At 74.1% G+C, this 15865-nt stretch carries 14 protein-coding genes; 11 read left to right on the top strand and 3 right to left on the bottom strand.

Translation table 11 applies throughout. The features are described from left to right. Positions 1-167 precede the first annotated feature (167 nt). On the top strand, positions 168-953 hold the full coding sequence (locus N3K63_RS09710; protein ID WP_261579943.1) for a glucose 1-dehydrogenase: 786 nt from the start codon (positions 168-170) through the stop codon (positions 951-953). A gap of 90 nt (positions 954-1043) precedes the next feature. After that, positions 1044-1961, top strand: a complete 918-nt coding sequence (locus tag N3K63_RS09705) for an oxygenase MpaB family protein (RefSeq protein ID WP_261579942.1) — start codon at positions 1044-1046, stop codon at positions 1959-1961. Here the strand turns inward: N3K63_RS09705 and N3K63_RS09700 are convergent. Together N3K63_RS09700 and N3K63_RS09695 are read right to left on the bottom strand one after the other, a co-directional pair. Then, on the bottom strand, positions 1958-2236 hold the full coding sequence (locus tag N3K63_RS09700; RefSeq protein WP_261579941.1) for a winged helix-turn-helix transcriptional regulator: 279 nt from the start codon (positions 2234-2236) through the stop codon (positions 1958-1960). The genes N3K63_RS09705 and N3K63_RS09700 overlap by 4 nt on opposite strands. Beyond that, positions 2233-2637 carry a VOC family protein gene (locus N3K63_RS09695; RefSeq protein WP_261579939.1) on the bottom strand — a complete coding sequence of 135 codons (405 nt, stop codon included), beginning with the start codon at positions 2635-2637 and terminating at the stop codon, positions 2233-2235. Before N3K63_RS09695 ends, N3K63_RS09700 begins: the two co-directional genes overlap by 4 nt. Before the next feature lie 196 nt (positions 2638-2833). On the opposite strand from N3K63_RS09695, the gene N3K63_RS09690 reads away from it, so the two are divergent. The 9 genes from N3K63_RS09690 (at position 2834) to ilvA (ending at position 15270) form a co-directional block, all read left to right on the top strand. After that, positions 2834-5197, top strand: a complete 2364-nt coding sequence (locus N3K63_RS09690; protein ID WP_261579938.1) for an FtsX-like permease family protein — start codon at positions 2834-2836, stop codon at positions 5195-5197. Further along, complete coding sequence (locus tag N3K63_RS09685; protein ID WP_261579937.1) at positions 5194-7890, top strand: FtsX-like permease family protein; 2697 nt, start codon at positions 5194-5196, stop codon at positions 7888-7890. Before N3K63_RS09690 ends, N3K63_RS09685 begins: the two co-directional genes overlap by 4 nt. Before the next feature lie 4 nt (positions 7891-7894). Then, the gene (locus tag N3K63_RS09680; protein ID WP_261579936.1) at positions 7895-8842 is read left to right on the top strand and encodes an ABC transporter ATP-binding protein; all 948 of its coding nucleotides are present in this window, start codon (positions 7895-7897) and stop codon (positions 8840-8842) included. Next, a complete protein-coding gene (locus N3K63_RS09675; protein ID WP_261579935.1) occupies positions 8839-9519 on the top strand; it encodes an ABC transporter ATP-binding protein in 681 nt (226 codons plus the stop codon). The genes N3K63_RS09680 and N3K63_RS09675 overlap by 4 nt, the downstream gene beginning before the upstream one ends. A gap of 102 nt (positions 9520-9621) precedes the next feature. Further along, positions 9622-10854 (top strand): alanine racemase, encoded by a 1233-nt coding sequence (locus N3K63_RS09670; RefSeq protein WP_261579934.1) that lies wholly within the window; start codon positions 9622-9624, stop codon positions 10852-10854. Further along, positions 10851-12164: a D-arabinono-1,4-lactone oxidase gene (locus N3K63_RS09665; protein WP_261579933.1), complete on the top strand. Its 1314-nt coding sequence runs from the start codon at positions 10851-10853 to the stop codon at positions 12162-12164. The genes N3K63_RS09670 and N3K63_RS09665 overlap by 4 nt, the downstream gene beginning before the upstream one ends. A 112-nt stretch (positions 12165-12276) precedes the next feature. Beyond that, entirely contained in the window at positions 12277-12849 is a 573-nt protein-coding gene (locus N3K63_RS09660; RefSeq protein ID WP_261579932.1) for a LemA family protein, read from the top strand. 10 nt (positions 12850-12859) lie between these two features. Further along, a complete protein-coding gene (locus N3K63_RS09655) occupies positions 12860-14047 on the top strand; it encodes an AI-2E family transporter (RefSeq protein ID WP_261579931.1) in 1188 nt (395 codons plus the stop codon). Further along, on the top strand, positions 14044-15270 hold the full coding sequence (gene ilvA / locus N3K63_RS09650; RefSeq protein WP_261579930.1) for a threonine ammonia-lyase: 1227 nt from the start codon (positions 14044-14046) through the stop codon (positions 15268-15270). Before N3K63_RS09655 ends, ilvA begins: the two co-directional genes overlap by 4 nt. A gap of 27 nt (positions 15271-15297) precedes the next feature. Here the strand turns inward: ilvA and greA are convergent, their stop codons facing one another. After that, positions 15298-15786, bottom strand: a complete 489-nt coding sequence (gene greA, locus N3K63_RS09645) for a transcription elongation factor GreA (protein ID WP_261579929.1) — start codon at positions 15784-15786, stop codon at positions 15298-15300. Positions 15787-15865: the final 79 nt, after the last annotated feature.

Below are 15865 nucleotides of genomic sequence, written 5' to 3'. Positions count from 1 at the left end.
CACTCCGGCGAGTTGTCCACAGCGCGTGCGCGGCGCCGCACGGCATCCGGCACGCACGACCGGGCCGTGCGACGGAATGCCGCACGGGCGCAGATCGTTGTCGTCGATGAACAGATGATGAGGCGCGTACTCACATGTGACGCGCCTCGGTACGAAAGGCAAGGAACATGACCGACCGATTCACCGACCGCACCATCCTCATCACGGGCGCAGGCTCCGGGCTGGGGCGAGCGTCGGCGGTGCGACTGGCATCGGAGGGCGCGAAGCTCTCGCTCGTAGACGTCTCGGAAGAGGGGCTGGCCGCAACGGCGGATGCCGTGCGTGAGGCCGCGGCCGATGCCGAGGTGCTGACCATCACGGCCGACGTGTCGAGCGACGACGAGACCCAGAGCTATGTCGACGAGACCGTCGCGAAGTTCGGTCGCATCGACGGCTTCTTCAACAACGCCGGCATCGAGGGGCGACAGAACCTCACCGAGAACTTCACTGCGGCGGAGTTCGACCGCGTCGTCTCGATCAACCTGCGCGGCGTCTTCCTCGGACTCGAGAAGGTCCTGAAGGTCATGCGCGAGCAGGGCGGGGGATCGGTGGTCAACACGGCCAGCGTCGGCGGCATCCGCGGTGTCGGCAACCAGTCGGGCTATGCCGCCGCCAAGCACGGCGTCGTGGGCCTCACCCGCAACTCCGCCGTGGAGTACGGCGAGTTCGGTGTGCGCGTGAACGCCGTGGCTCCGGGTGCCATCTGGACGCCGATGGTCGAGAACTCGATGAAGCAGCTCGACCCCGACAACCCGCGCCAGGCGGCCGAGCAGTTCATCCAGGCCAATCCCACCAAGCGCTACGGCGAGGCTCCCGAGATCGCCGCGGTGGTGGCGTTCCTGCTGGCTGACGACTCCTCGTACGTCAATGCTGCGGTCATCCCGATCGACGGCGGGCAGTCGGCCAAGTACTGACCGGACCGCGTCCGTGATGCGGGCGGGGCGTCGATGGGATTCGGCGCCCCGCCCGCATCGTGTGTCGGTGGGCCGGGGGAGGATGGAGTCGTGAGCGTGCAGCGAGGTCGACGAGGTCTTCGCGCGCGCCTGCTGGTGCCGCTCTCGGGCGATCCGAACGGCACCCCGCCGTGGGTGCTGCGCCTCGAGCGGGGAGACGACCGAGGCCTGTTCGCCGAAGACGGCGCGGCCTGGACGGTTCACGCCGGCGTCCCCACGCTCGTCGCCGGCGTCCGTGCGCTGCTGCTGCAGGCGCTGCACCCCGGCGCCATGGCAGGCGTGCACGACTGGTCGCGCTACCGTGAGGATCCCCTCGGGCGGCTGTCGGGAACCGTGCGCTGGGTCATCTCGCTCACGTTCGGCTCCCAGGAGCAGGTCGACGCCGAGCTCGGCCGCGTCGGCCGGTTCCACGCCACGGTGCAGGGCGAATACGCGGATGCCGGTGGCACCACGCGCCGGTACAGCGCTGATGACGCGGATCTCGTCGAATGGGTGCACCTCGCGTTCACCGACGCCTTCCTCACCGCCCACGAACGTTGGGGCGGCGCGATTCCCGGCGGCCCCGACGCGTATGTGGCGGACTGGGCGACCGCCGGGCGACTCATGGGCGTCGCCGCACCGCCGGTCACGGAGGCCGACCTGCACGAGCGCATGCACCGACTGCTCGTGGACGGCACGCTGCGCGGGGGCGAGCGGGTCGACGACGTCGTGCGGTTCCTACGGCGAGTGCCGGTCGAGGGCGCGCTGCGCTTCGGCTACCGCATCCTGTTCGAAGGGGCTGTGGCGACCATCCCGCGGGAGTACCGTCGCCTGCTCGGCGTGCGCCGCTCGTGGCTGCCGGTGGTCACTGCCACCCGCCTCGTGCTGCACATCGCCCAGCGCGGGCTCGGTGCCGGACCGCGCGCACACGACATGGCGCGCCTGCGCCTGCGGCGACTGGATGCGGTGGGGGACGGCGCCCGCCCCTAGCCTTCCCCGCCCCAGCGCGCGAGGGCGTCGATCGTCTCGCGCAGGGCCAGGCCGCGGTCTGTCAGCGCGTAGGCGCGGGTGTTGTGGCGGAGGGGCAGGCGGGTGAGCACACCGGCCGCCTCCAGTTCGCGCAGGCGGGTGGCGAGCATGTTCGTCGGCACGCCGAGATCGCGCTGCAGGTCGCCGTAGCGCTGCGGCCCCTCGAGCAGGCGCTCCACGATGAGCAGCGCCCACCGCGCACCGACCACGTCGAGAGCTGCGGAGAGGTCGCTCACGCGACCGGTTCGTCGTCCGGCTTCATCCAGAACGGCGAGTAGTGGTAGCCGTCGGGGTCGTCGAACTGCCGCTGGTACATGAACGGGTAATCGTCGGTGTCGCCGACGCGCCCTCCGGCGGCGGCGGCGCGCGCGACGAGGTCGTCGACGGCCTCGCGGCTGCCGAGGTCGAACGAGACGGTGACCTTGGAGGGGGTGTCGGGGCCGCCGATCAGGTCTTCGACGCCGCCGACGCTCGCGTACATCTCGCGGCTGCCGAGCATGACGTACTGCTCGGGGGCGATCGCGAAGCACGACACGTTGTGATCGGACATCTCCGCGTTGAGGGTCCAGCCGAGTGAGGTGTAGAAGGCGGTCGCGCGTTCGACGCTCTCGACCGGGCAGGTGATGAAGAGGCTCATGTCGCGATACTTGCAAAATGCAAGTGCTTCGTCAAGGGGGGGCGAGCGACGCCCCGCCACGACCGGCCGGCGCCCCGCCACGACCGGCCGGCGCCCCGTCCTGCTGCCGCGGCTCGCGGGCGTGTGCGCGTGCGGCCCCTATGCTGGCGTGACGGGCACGGCGCCCGCCCGACGAGTCCGCGCGGAGGATCAGCGCATGCCCGACCGCCCGATGCCCTCGGTGAGCGTCGTAGCCCTCTCGTGGCGGCACTCCCGGGTGCGGGCAGGTCTTCTCGGCGGCGCGGCGGCCACCGTCGCCGTCGCCATCGCGACCGCGATCCTCGTCGCCGCGGTCCTCGCGCGGGGGGTGGCCACCGCGGGAGTCCCCGCCCCGCCGGGCATCGACGCCGACGAACTCGACGCGCGCATCGGGGCCGGCGTCGCCGCGCTGACGGCGGCCGCGCCCGCGCTGGGCCTGCTGATCGCCCTGGTCGCCGGCACCGCCGTCGCCCAGCTCGCACGCCTGCTCGCCGTGCAGCGCGAGCACGAGACCGCCACGCTCCGCGCCCGCGGCCGCTCCTCCCGCCAGGCGTGGGCCGCGGATGCCGTCGAGGCGGCGCTCATCGCGCTCGCCGGACTGGTCGTGGGCGTGCCGGTGGCCCTCGCCGCGGCGCCCCTCGTGGGCGCCGGCGCCGGCGATGCCCTGGCGCTGTGGCCCGTGGCGCCGGCGGTCGCGATCGTGCTGGCCCTCATCTTCCTCGTGGCGCTGCGCCTGTCGGCCCGCGCCGACGCGGCAACGCGCGGCGTGCGGGCCACCGCCGCCGTGAGCGTGCTCGCGGTGCTCGCCGGCGCGGGGCTCGTCGCCTGGCAGCTGCCGTCGGCCCGGCCCGGCGCCGGCGACCCGATCGTCGCGGTCGCCCCCGCCGTGGTGCTCGCCGCGGCGGCTCTCGTCTCGCTCGCGGTGTGCGGCGCGCTGACCGCACTCATCGCCCGTCTCGCCGGGCGCCGGCCCGGCCTGACCCCCTCGTTCCCGGCCCGCCAGGTCGCCCGCCGCCTCACGGTGACCGCGGTGGCGGTGCTACTGGTGGCGGCCGCCTCGGCGCAGATCGCCTTCGCCGCCGTGTACGCCCAGACCTGGCAGAGCGCCGCGACCACGTCGGCCGCCCTGCGCACGGGCGCCGACCTGCGCGTGGACCTGCCCCCGCAGTCGGCGCGTCCGGCCGAGGTGGCCGACGCCGCCGCGGTGCCCGACATCACCCGCGCACGACCGGCCCTCATCGCGCAGACCGAGATCGGGCAGACCGACGCCGAGCTGGTCGCGACCGGGTCCGTCCCCTCCGACCCTGCCGATCCTGCCGCCCCCGCCGCCCCTGCCGCCACCGGGCTGCGCGCGGCCCCGCTCGACCTCGGTGCCGACGCCACCGGCATCCGCGTCGCCCTCTCCCTCGCCGCCCCGGCCGGCGCCTTGCCGGTGCTCGCCGAGGTGCGCCTGGGCCTCGTGCTGCTGGATGCCACCGGCGCCGCGGTGACCGTCACCGCCCAAGCACCGGTCGCCGCCACCGGCACCGACACCACCGGCACCGCCGTCATGACCACCGACACGCCGCTGCCGCGCGGCGCCGCCCCGTGGCGCCTGCTCGCGGTGACCGCCGAGCTTGTGCCCGGCGTCGTCTCACGCGCGGTCGACGTCTCGCTCGTGAGCGTCGACGCGGGGGGAGGGGCAGCGCTGCCGGTCTCCGGTGCCGCGGCGCTCGGCGGCGCCGACGGCGACGCCGCCGTGCTGTGGCTCGGCGTGCCCGACACCGCCGCATCCGATCCGGCCCCCGTCGGCGGACAGATCTCCCGCGCCCTGGCCGCACGCCTGGGCATCGGCGTCGGCGACGTGTTCGAGTTCCGTTACGAGGGCACCGGGCGGCGCGGCGCGGTCATCGTCACCGGCGTCGTCGAGGCCGTCCCCGGCGCGTCGCAGCCGCTCGCCGTCGCCACCGCGCTCGATGCGCTGCTCGCATCGCAGCTGCAGCGCGACACCACCATCGTGCCGGCGACCTCGGTGTGGGCCGACGGCCCCGCCGGCGCCGCACCCGCCCTCAGCGAGGCCCTGGGCGACCGTCCCGTCGCGACCGGCACGCCCGGCGTCACGGCTCAGGTCGTCGGCGCCCTCGTGCCCGCGTGGGGGGTGGCCACCGCGGGTGCGGTGCTGCTCACCCTCATCGCCGCGATCGCGATCGTGCAGACCCTCGCCCTCGCGCGCCGCCGCGACCTCGGCGTGCTGCGCGCCCTCGGGGTGACGGCGCGCCGTCAGGCGCGGATGCGGGTCGCCGAGCTCACGTCGCTGTTCGGCGCGGCCCTCGTGGTGGGCGCCGCTGCCGGGCTCGCGGCGGCTGTCGTCGTCGTGCCGGCTCTGGTGGTCGCGGTGACCCCCGGCATCCTGCCCGACACCGCCACGCCCGTCGTCGACGCGGCCACGCTGCTGATCGCGCTGGTCGCCCTCGCGCTGGCACTGGCCGTCGTCGCGGTGGCGGCGGGTGCAGCCGTGCGGCGAGGCGCCGCCGCGGCGACCGTGGGGGAGGAGGCCCGATGAGCGTGCGCGTGTCGACCCGTGCCCTCGTGGCCCATCACCTGCGTTCGCGCACGGGCGCGGTGGCCGTCGTCGCGGCGCTCGTGGCGGTGCTCTCGCTCATCGGCGCGCTGGCGCCGCTCGCCCTCGGCGTGCTGGCGGACGCGTCGCTGCGTGACCGGCTCGCGGGCCTTCCCGCCACCGAGCGCGACGTGCTGTCGACCTCGACCGGGATGCCGCAGCTGTCGGACGCTCTCGATGACTCGTGGCCCCGGTTCCTCAGCACGCTCGAGGGCATCCGCGACGATGCCGCCGCGGGCGTTCCCGAGCTGCTGGGCGACCCGCAGGCGATCACCCGCACCGGCGTCGAGCCCGCTTTCGGCACGCGCAAGATGTCGCTGGCCTTCGCGCCGGGTTACGACGAGCAGGTCCGCTTCACGGCCGGTCGGGCCCCCGAGCCCCTCGCTGCGATCAGCGACTGGACGGGCTTCTACGAGGACCCCGTGCTCGTCGAGGTCGCGCTGTCGGAGAAGTCGGCGCAGGAGTTCGGATGGGCGGTCGGTGAGACCTGGTCGCCGGGTCCCGGCATAGGCGGGGCGGTCACCTACGTGCTCACCGGAACGTTCGTCGCCGCCGACCCCGACGACGACTACTGGCAGCACGTGCCGTCGGTGCTCACGCCGCAGATCGACGACGACGGCAACCGCCCGCGCGGGGTGATCGCGACGGCGTTCGCGCACCCCGACTCACTGGTGCTGGCCTCCCGCTCGAGCACGCAGTTGACCGACGCCTGGTACCCCCTCGATGCCGGCGCCATCACCGCCGCCGACGCGGCCGCCGTGGCCGCGGGTCTGCGCGAACTGACCGCCGTGTCGCACACCGTCGGCACCTCCTCCTCCGGGTACGGCATCCTCGGGGTGCGTTTCGAAGCCGACATCACCGGCCCGATCGACGTCGCCCTGGCCCAGCAGGCGGCCACCACCGCGCTGCTGGCGATGCTCGTGTCGGGCCCCGTGGGCGTTGCCGCCGCCGTGCTCGTGCTCGGCTGCCGGCTCGTGCTCGAGAGCCGTCGCCCCGCGCTGCGCCTGCTGTCGGCGCGTGGAGCGTCGCTCGGGCAACTGCGCGGACTGCTGGCGGTGGAAGCGGTGATCGTCGGGGTGGTGCCGGCCGTGCTCGGCGGCATCGCGGGCCTGGTGCTGGGGGCGGTGTGGGCGGGCGGGATGCCGACGGCCGCAGCGCTGGCGGCGGGCCTGGTGCCGGTGGTGCTGCTCGCGGTGGCCCCGCTTGTGATCCTCGTCCTCCTCGCGCCGGGCGCGGCCGAGCGACGCCCCCGGGCCGACCTCGGACGGGCTGCCGGCAGAGCGCGGGTGATCGCCGAGGTCGCCCTGTGCGTGGTCACCGCCGTGGCCGTCGCGCTGCTGTTCGTCCGCGGCTACAGCGGCGGCGTCGACCTGTTGCTGGCGGCGACCCCGCTGCTCGTGGCCCTCACGGCGTGCCTGCTCACCCTGCGGCTGTACCCGCTGCCGCTGCGGGCGATCTGGCGCCGCGGCCGCGCGGCATCCGGTCTCGACACGTTCCTCGGCGCCGCGCGCGCCCTGCGCGAGCCCGCCATCGGACTCACCCCCGTGCTCGCCCTCACCGTCGGCGTCTCGGTGGCCGTCACCGCCGGCGTGCTGCTGTCGGTGCTGCAGTTCGGCACCGCCGAGGCGGCGCGCGCCGAGGTGGGCGCCGACCTGCGCGTCACCGGGGCGTCGTTCTCGCCGACGCAGCTCGACGAGGTGCGGTCCGTGCCCGGCGTGGCCGCCGCCGCCGGCGTCTCGGGGCTGGTGCCGGCGACCCTCGACGTGAGCGGGGTGCGCAGCGCGACCTCGGTGTTCGTCGTCGACGGCGCGGTCCTGCGCGACGTGCAGGGCGACGGCCCGGGCCTGCTGCCGCCGGAGGGCACCGTCGCAGGCTCGGACCCCGCCGCCATCATCGTCTCGGGCGCGGTCGCCGACACCGTCGACGGCGAAGCCGATCTGCGCCTCGAGGGCGTCGACGTGACGGTGGCGGGCATCACGCGCGGGCCCGTGCCCATCGGCGCCCGCGCCGACTGGGTGCTCGTCGACCAGTCCGTCGCCGACGGGATCCTCGGGCGCGACCCGAGCGACCGTGTGCTGCTCGTGCGCGTCGACGACGACGCCGATCCCGCCGCTGTCACGGCGCAGCTGCGCGACCTGCTCGGCGACACCGTGCGCATCGACACCGCCGATGCCGTGCGCGAGCGGCTCGCCGAGGGGCCCGCTGCTCAGGGCGTGCGCACGGTGCTGCTGGCCTCGACGGCCCTGGCCGCGGTGCTCGGCGCGCTGGCCCTGGCGATGACGCTGACGCTCGCGGCGGGCCCGCGTGCCCGCACTGCGGCGCTGCTGCGCATCCTGGGGGCTCCGCGCCGCTCCGCGGGCCGGCTGGCGCTGTGGGAGGTGGGACCCCCGGTGCTGGCGGCGCTGGTGACCGGCACCGTGTTCGGTGCCCTGGTGCCCCTGGTGATGATGGCGGCCGTCGACCTGCGGGCCTTCACCGGCTCGTCGCTCGCGCCCGCCTACCGCATCGACCCGCTCGTGGTCGCGCTCACCCTCGGCGGCTTCGTTCTGATGGCGGCGGTGAGCACGGCGCTGTCGCTGCTCGTCTCCCGTCGGGTGCGCGCCGCCGGGGCGCTGCGCACCGTGGAGGAAGGATAGGACCATGGCTGTGACCTCACCCGACGCCGACATCCTCTGCACCGACTTGGTGCGGATCTTCCGCGTCGTGACCGGAAGCGGTCCCGACGTCGAGGTGCAGGCGCTGCAGGGGCTGAACCTGCGCATCGACCCCGGCGAGCTCGTCGCCGTCGTCGGCGCCTCGGGCTCGGGCAAGTCGACGCTGCTGTCGATCCTGTCGAGCCTCGACCGGCCCACCGCCGGGGTGGCGTGGGTCGCCGGCCACGACCTGCTCACCATGAAGGAGAAGGAGCGGGTCTCGTTCCGCCGCCACAGCGTCGGCTTCGTCTGGCAGCAGACCTCCCGCAACCTGCTGCCCTACCTCTCGGCCGCCGAGAACGTCGCCGCCGCGCTGGCCGTCGCCGGCACCGTCAGCGGCACCGCGGCACGCCGCACGAGGGTGCGGGAGCTCCTCGACCTGCTCGAGGTGGGGCACTGCGCCGAGCGCACGCCCGGCGAGATGTCGGGCGGTGAGCAGCAGCGCACCGCCATCGCGGTCGCCATCGCCAACGCCCCGCGCGTGCTGCTGGCCGACGAGCCCACCGGTGAGCTCGACGACACGACGAGCGCGCACGTGCTGGAGGCGCTGCGGGGCGTCAACCGCGAGCTGGGGGTGACGACCCTCATCGTCACGCACGACCCCGGCGTCTCGGAGCACGTCGCCCGCACCGTGCAGATCCGCGACGGCCGCACCTCCACCGAGGTGCTGCGCTCCACCCGCACCGACGAGCACGGCGCCGAGCAGCACGTGGCCGAGGAGTACGCGGTGCTCGATCGCGTCGGCCGCCTGCAGCTGCCCGACGAGTTCGTCGCCGCCCTCGACCTGCGCGACCGGGTGCGCCTCTCGCTCGAACCCGACCACGTGCAGGTGCGCCCCGGCCGCGGAGCCGATGCGCCCGGGGTCGCGACCGGTGAGAGCGAGGATGCCTCGTGAGCGCGGCACTGCGCGGCGTCGGACTCGGACGGGTCTACGCGTCGGGCGCGGGCGAGGTGCACGCCTGCACCGACGTCGACATCGAGGTGTCGGAGGGGGAGCTGGTGGTCGTGCGCGGTGCGTCGGGCGCCGGCAAGACGACGCTGCTTAACCTGCTCGGCGGGCTCGACCGGCCCACCACCGGCACGGTGTGGTTCGACGACATCGACGCGACCGCGCAGGGGGAGGATGCGCTGGCGGCGCTGCGGCGCGAGCGGCTCGGCTTCGTGTTCCAGTCGTTCGGGCTCATCCCCATCCTCTCCGCCGCCGAGAACGTGGAGCTGCCGCTGCGGATCGCCGGCACCCCGGCGGCCGAGCGCGATGCCCGCGTGGCCGACGCCCTGCGGCTGGTGGGCCTGGCCGACCACGCCGCCCAGCGCCCGGGCGAGCTGTCGGGCGGGCAGCAGCAGCGCGTCGGGATCGCCCGCGCCATCGTCGGCCGCCCCCGCGTGCTCATCGCCGACGAGCCCACCGCGCAGCTCGACTCGCGCACCGCCGCCGCCGTCATCGACCTGGTCGGCGACCTCGTGCACGGCGAGGGACTGGCCGCCGTCGTCGCCACCCACGACCCGCTCGTCGTGCAGCGCGCCGACCGCGTCGTCGAACTGCACGACGGCCGCGTCACCGGCCGCTCCTGACCGCGCTGAACTCGCGTCGCACACGCCGTGCGACGCGGTGTCATTCCGCGCCCCCGCGGCCCTAGGCTGAAGACCCCGCCTCCGTCCCGAAGGAGTGTGCCCATGAGCATCGACCTGCTCGCCGCCCCGGCCCCCGCGCGCGCCGCCGATCCGTCGCCCGCCGCCTCCTGGCGGGAGCGCACCGCCGCCATCGCGGGCCTGTCGGGTCCGGTGGCCACGATCGACGTCGACGCCCTGCGCCACAACGCGCTCGACCTCGTCGTGCGCTCGGGCGGCGTGCCCATCCGGGTGGCCAGCAAGTCGATCCGGGTGCGCGAGGTGCTCGACGCCGCCCTCGCCCTGCCCGGCTACCGCGGGATCCTCGCCTTCACCCTGCCCGAGGCGCTGTGGCTCGCCGAGACCCACGACGACATCGTGCTCGGCTATCCGACCGCCGACCGCGCCGCCCTGGCCGCCCTGGCCGCCGATCCGCGGGCGGCCGAGCGCATCACGCTCATGGTCGACGACCTGGCCCAGCTCGACCTCGTCGACGCCGTCGCGCCCGCGGCCTCGCGCCCCCGCATCCGCGTCGCCATCGACGCCGACGCGTCGTGGCGGGCCCCGGTGCTCGGCCACCTGGGCGTGCGGCGCTCGCCCGTGCACGACGCCGCCGAGGTCGCCGCCCTCGGGCGCGCGATCGCCGCGCGGCCCGGCTTCGCGCTGGTGGGACTCATGATGTACGAGGCCCAGATCGCCGGCCAGCCCGACGACACCGGCTCCGGCGACGCCGTCGTGCGCTGGATGCAGCGCAAGTCGGGTGACGAGCTGCGCGAGCGGCGCGGCGCCATCGTCGCCGCGCTGCGCGAGGTCGCCGAACTGGAGTTCGTCAACGGCGGCGGCACCGGCTCGCTCGAATACACCTCCGCCGACGACGCGGTCACCGAGACCACCGCCGGCAGCGGTCTGCTGGCCGGGCACCTGTTCGACGGGTACCGCGCCTTCTCACCGGCCCCCGCGGCCGCGTTCGCCCTCGAGGTCGTGCGCCGCCCGACACCCGACATCGTCACGGTGCTCGGCGGCGGCTGGATCGCCTCGGGCCCGCCCGTGGCCTCGCGCCAACCCGCGCCGGTGTGGCCCGCGGGCCTGCACACCCTCGCCCGTGAGGGCGCCGGCGAGGTGCAGACCCCGCTGCAGGGCGACGCAGCGCGTGCCCTGTCGATCGGCGACCGGGTGTGGTTCCGGCACGCCAAGAGCGGCGAGCTCGCCGAGCGCGTCGACCGGTATCACCTCACCAGCGGCGACCGGCTCGTGGGCGAGAGCGCCACCTACCGCGGCGAAGGGAAGAGCTTCCTGTGACCCGCATCGGCGGCACCTGGCAGAACTGGGCCCGCACCGAGCAGGTGCGCCCGCAGCGGGTGGAGTACCCCGCGACCATCGAGGCGGTGCGCCGGTCGGTGCGCGCCGCGGCGGCCCGCGGCCTCGCGGTGAAGGCCGTCGGAGCCGGGCACAGCTTCACCGGCATCGCGGTGGCGCCGGGCGTGCTGCTCGAGCTCGCCGACCTGTCCGGCCTCATCGCGGTCGACCGCGAGCGGGCGCAGGTGCGGCTGCTCGCCGGCACGCGCCTGCACCGCATCCCGGCGCTCCTGGCCCCCTACGGCCTCGCGATGCAGAACCTCGGCGACATCGACCGGCAGTCGATCTCGGGCGCCGTGTCCACCGGCACGCACGGCACGGGGGAGCGCTTCGGCGGCATCGCCACCCAGCTCGTCGGTGCGGTGCTGGTCACCGCCGATGGCGAGCTGCTGCGCATCTGCGCCGACGAGAACCCCGAGCTGCTGCCGGCGGTGGCCGTCGGGCTCGGCGCGCTCGGCATCCTCGTCGAGGTCACCCTGCAGTGCGTGCCCGCCTTCGTGCTTTCGGCGCTGGAGCGCCCCGAGCCGCTCGACGAGATCATCGGCGACCTGCCCGCGCGCGCGGCCGCCGCCGACCACTTCGAGTTCTACTGGTTCCCCCACACCGACGTCGCCCTCACCAAGACCAACGCGCGGCTGCCGGCGGATGCCGCGACCGCGCCGCTCTCGCCCGGTCGCCGACTCGTCGACGACGTGGTCATCGGCAACGGCGTGCACCAGGCCGTCTGCAGCCTGGGCCGCGCGGTGCCGCCGCTGGTGCCGACCGTCAACCGGCTGTCGGCGAAGGTGTGGGGCGACCGCACGTTCTCCGACGCGTCGCACCGCGTGTTCGCCACCAGCCGCGGCGTGCGCTTCCGCGAGATGGAGTACGCGGTGCCCGTCGAGCGACTCGCGGATGCCTTCCGCGACATGCAGCGCGTCATCGACGAGCACGACTGGCGCATCGAGTTCCCCGTCGAGGTGCGCATGGCAGCCGGCGACGACCTGTGGATGTCGACCGCCCACGGCCGCGCGACCGGCTACATCGCCGTGCACCGCTACTGGCGCGCCGATCCGCACGTCTACTTCGCCGCGGTGGAAGAGGTGATGCTCGCCCACGAGGGGCGTCCGCACTGGGGCAAGATGCACACCCTGGATGCCGATGCGCTGCGGCCCCGCTACCCGCACTTCGACGACTTCGTGGCGCTGCGCGACCGGCTCGACCCGCAGCGGGTCTTCCGCAATCCGTACCTCGGTCGGGTGCTCGGCGACTGAGCGCCGGCCGCCGCGGCGGCGCCGGTCGATGGGCATCGGCTGGGAGTGACCGCCGGGGCCCGGGAGCATCCCGGCGACGCCGATAGGATGGGCAGGATCTCGAGGAGAACCCATGGAATGGCAGTTGCTGATCCCCATCCTGCTCGTCGTCGCCCTCATCGTCGCCGTGGGCGTCTACCTGTGGGCGACGTACAACTCGCTGGTCGCACTGAATGTGCGGGTCGAGGAGGCGTGGAGCGACATCACGGTGCAGCTCAAGCGCCGTGCCGACCTGCTGCCGAACCTCATCGAGACGGTCAAGGGCTACGCGGCCCACGAGAAGGCCGTCTTCGAGAACGTCACCCGTGCGCGTGCCGAGACGCTCGCCGCCGGTTCGCCCGCCGACGCCGGTGTTGCCGAAGGGCACATGCAGCAGGCGCTGCGGTCGCTGTTCGCGGTGGCCGAGGCCTACCCGCAGCTGCAGGCCAGCCAGAACTTCCTGCAGCTGCAGCAGTCGATCGTCGACACCGAGGACAAGATCCAGGCATCGCGTCGCTTCTACAACGGCGGCGTGCGCGAGCTGAACACCAAGATCAAGGTGTTCCCCAACAACCTCTTCGCCCGCCGCCTCGGTTTCACCGAGCGCGAGTTCTTCGAGGTCGTCGACGGCGCGGCCATCTCCGAGCCGCCGCGCATCCAGTTCTGAGGCGGCACGCATGAGCGGCAACGACCAGCGGCCGCGCGGCACGTTCCTCGACGCCCTGCGCAGCAAGACCGTCTCCACCGAGATCGGTCAGTCGCTGCCGCACGGGCTGCGGGTGGCCACCGCCTACGCGTGGCGGTTCGTGGTCATCGCCGCCGCCATCGGCGTGGCGATCTGGATCGTCATCCAGCTGAAGCTCCTCGTCATCCCCTTCCTCGTCGCGCTGCTGCTGACCGCGCTGCTGTGGCCGGGGTTCACCTTCCTCCTGCGCCACCGGGTGCCGCGGTGGCTGGGGATCGTGCTCAGCCTCTTCGGCACGATCGCCGTGGTCGGCGGCCTGCTCTACCTCGCGATCTGGCAGATCACCCGCCAGTGGGGGTCGGTGCGCGACCGCACCGGCGCCGCCATCGAGCAGTTCCGGCAGTACCTTATCGACGGCCCGCTCCACCTCACGGCCGTCCAGATCGACGACATGCTCGAGCAGGCATGGAGCTTCGCGCAGCAGCAGGTCGAGCTGCTGCTGTCGGGCGCCCTCGCCATCGGCTCCACCGTCGGCCACGTCGCCACCGGCACCCTGCTGACCGTCTTCATCCTGCTGTGCACCCTCGCCGACGGCGGCGGCATCTGGCGCTGGGTGGTGCGGCTGTTCCCGTCCGACGCCCGGGCCGCCGTCGACGGGGCGGGCCGCGCCGGCTGGGTCACCGTCATCAACTACGCGCGCACGCAGCTGCTCGTGGCCACCATCGACGCGATCGGCATCGGCGCCGCCGCGTTCTTCCTGGGTGTGCCGCTGGCCATCCCCGTCGCCGTCCTGGTGTTCCTCGGCGCGTTCATCCCGTTCGTGGGCGCCGTCGTCACCGGAGCCCTCGCGGTCTTCCTCGCCCTCGTCTACAACGGGCCGTGGATCGCGCTGTGGATGCTCGTGGCCGTGCTCGCCGTGCAGCAGCTGGAGGGCCACGTGCTCCAGCCCCTGCTCATGGGCTCGGCGGTCAAGGTGCATCCCCTGGCGGTCGTGCTCGTCGTCGCCGGCGGCGCGATGATCGCCGGCATCCCCGGCGCGCTGTTCGCCGTGCCGCTGGCCGCGTTCATCAACGTCGTCGCGGTCTACCTGTCCCGGCGGCAGTGGAAGACCGGCGACAGACCCGAACCCGAAGACCTGATCTGGAGCACGGTGCCCCGCACCCGGAGGAGCCCCGCGTGAGCATACCCACCCTGGCGGAGTTCGAAGACGCCGCCGCCTTCCTCGACGCCGTCATCACCAAGACGCCGTTCGACGTGTCCGAGCACCTCAGCGACGTGCTGGGCGCCCCCGTGCACCTCAAGTTCGAGAACCTGCAGCGCACCGGCTCGTTCAAGATCCGCGGCGCCGCCTATCGCCTCTCGCGCCTCAGCGCCGAGGAGCGCGCCCGCGGCGTGGTCGCCGCTTCCGCCGGCAACCACGCGCAGGGCGTGGCCCTGGCCGCGCAGAAGCTGGGGATCGCGGCGACGATCTTCATGCCGCTCGGCGTGCCGGTGCCCAAGCTCCTCGCCACCCGCGGCTACGGTGCCGAGGTCATCCTCGAGGGCGCCACCGTCGAGACGCCGCTGCGACTGGCGGCCGAGTTCGCCGAGCGCACCGGCGCCGTGCTCATCCATCCGTTCGACCACCGCGACATCGTCATCGGACAGGGGACGCTCGGCCTCGAGCTCTGGGACGCCGTTCCCGACCTCGACACCGTCATCGTCGGCATCGGCGGGGGCGGGCTCATCGCCGGCATCGCCGCGGCCGTCAAGGCCCGCGCCGCCGCGGCGGGGCGCACCGTGCGCGTCATCGGCGTGCAGGCCGAGAACTCCGCCGCCTACCCGGCCTCCCTCGCCGCCCACGCGCCGCTCACCGTGCCGACCACTCCGACGATCGCCGACGGCATCGCGGTGGCCCGACCCGGCGATTTCCCCTTCGAGGTGATCAGCGAGCTGGTCGACGAGGTCGTCACCGTCAGCGACGACGACATCGCCCGCGCCCTGCTGGTGCTGCTCGAGCGTGCCAAGCAGGTGGTGGAGCCGGCCGGTGCCGTCGGGGTCGCCGCGATCCTCGCCGGCAAGGTGCGTGCCAGCGGCCCGACCGTGTCGGTGCTGTCGGGCGGGAACATCGACCCTCTGCTGCTGCAGCGCGTCGTGTCGCACGGGCTCGCGGCATCCGGTCGCTACATGACCCTGCAGATCCCGTTGCCCGACCGTCCCGGTCAGCTGGCGCGCGTGTCGGAGCTGCTCGCCTCGGTGGGCGCCAACGTCATCGAGGTGCTGCACACCCGGCACGGCCAGGGCCTGCAGATCAGCGAGGTCATCCTGCAGCTGAGTGTCGAGACGCGCGGCGAAGACCACCGTCGGCTCGTGATCGACGCCCTCGACCGGGCCGGTTTCGCGCCGCGGCTGCTCGAGGACTGACCCCGGCAGCGCGCGGCGCGGCGCGGGTCACTGGCCCGCGTAGGTCTCGACCTTCACGATCTCGACGCTGATCTCGCGGCCGTTGGGGGCGGTGTACGACGTCTTCGCACCCTCGGCGAGGCCCAGGATGGCCGCGCCCAGGGGCGAGGCCTCGCTGTAGACGTCGAGCTCGGAGTTGGCCGCGATCTCGCGGTTGCCGAGCAGGAAGACCTCTTCGCCGCCGGCGACGATGGCCGTCACGACGGTGCCCGAGAGCACGGTGCCGTCCGACTCGGGCGCTTCGCCCACCTTGGCGTCCTTCAGCAGCGCCTGCAGCGTGCGGATGCGCGCCTCCTGCTTGCCCTGCTCGTCCTTGGCGGCGTGGTAGCCGCCGTTCTCCTTCAGGTCGCCCTCTTCGCGGGCGGCCTCGATGCGCTTAGCGATCTCTTCGCGCCCCGTCGTGGACAGGTGCTCGAGCTCGTTGGCGAGGCGGTCGTACGCCTCCTGGGTGAGGAAGGTGTCAGTGCGGTCGGACACGTCGTCTCCTGGGGTGTCTCTGCCGGGCAGGGCCGCGCCGGGGGCTGCGGATGCCGGGGGCTAAACCGAACGCCCCGGC

Source organism: Microbacterium festucae (assembly GCF_025421715.1).
GTDB classification, from domain to species: Bacteria; Actinomycetota; Actinomycetes; order Actinomycetales; family Microbacteriaceae; genus Microbacterium; species Microbacterium festucae.
This window is presented reverse-complemented; position numbering and strand designations above follow the sequence as displayed.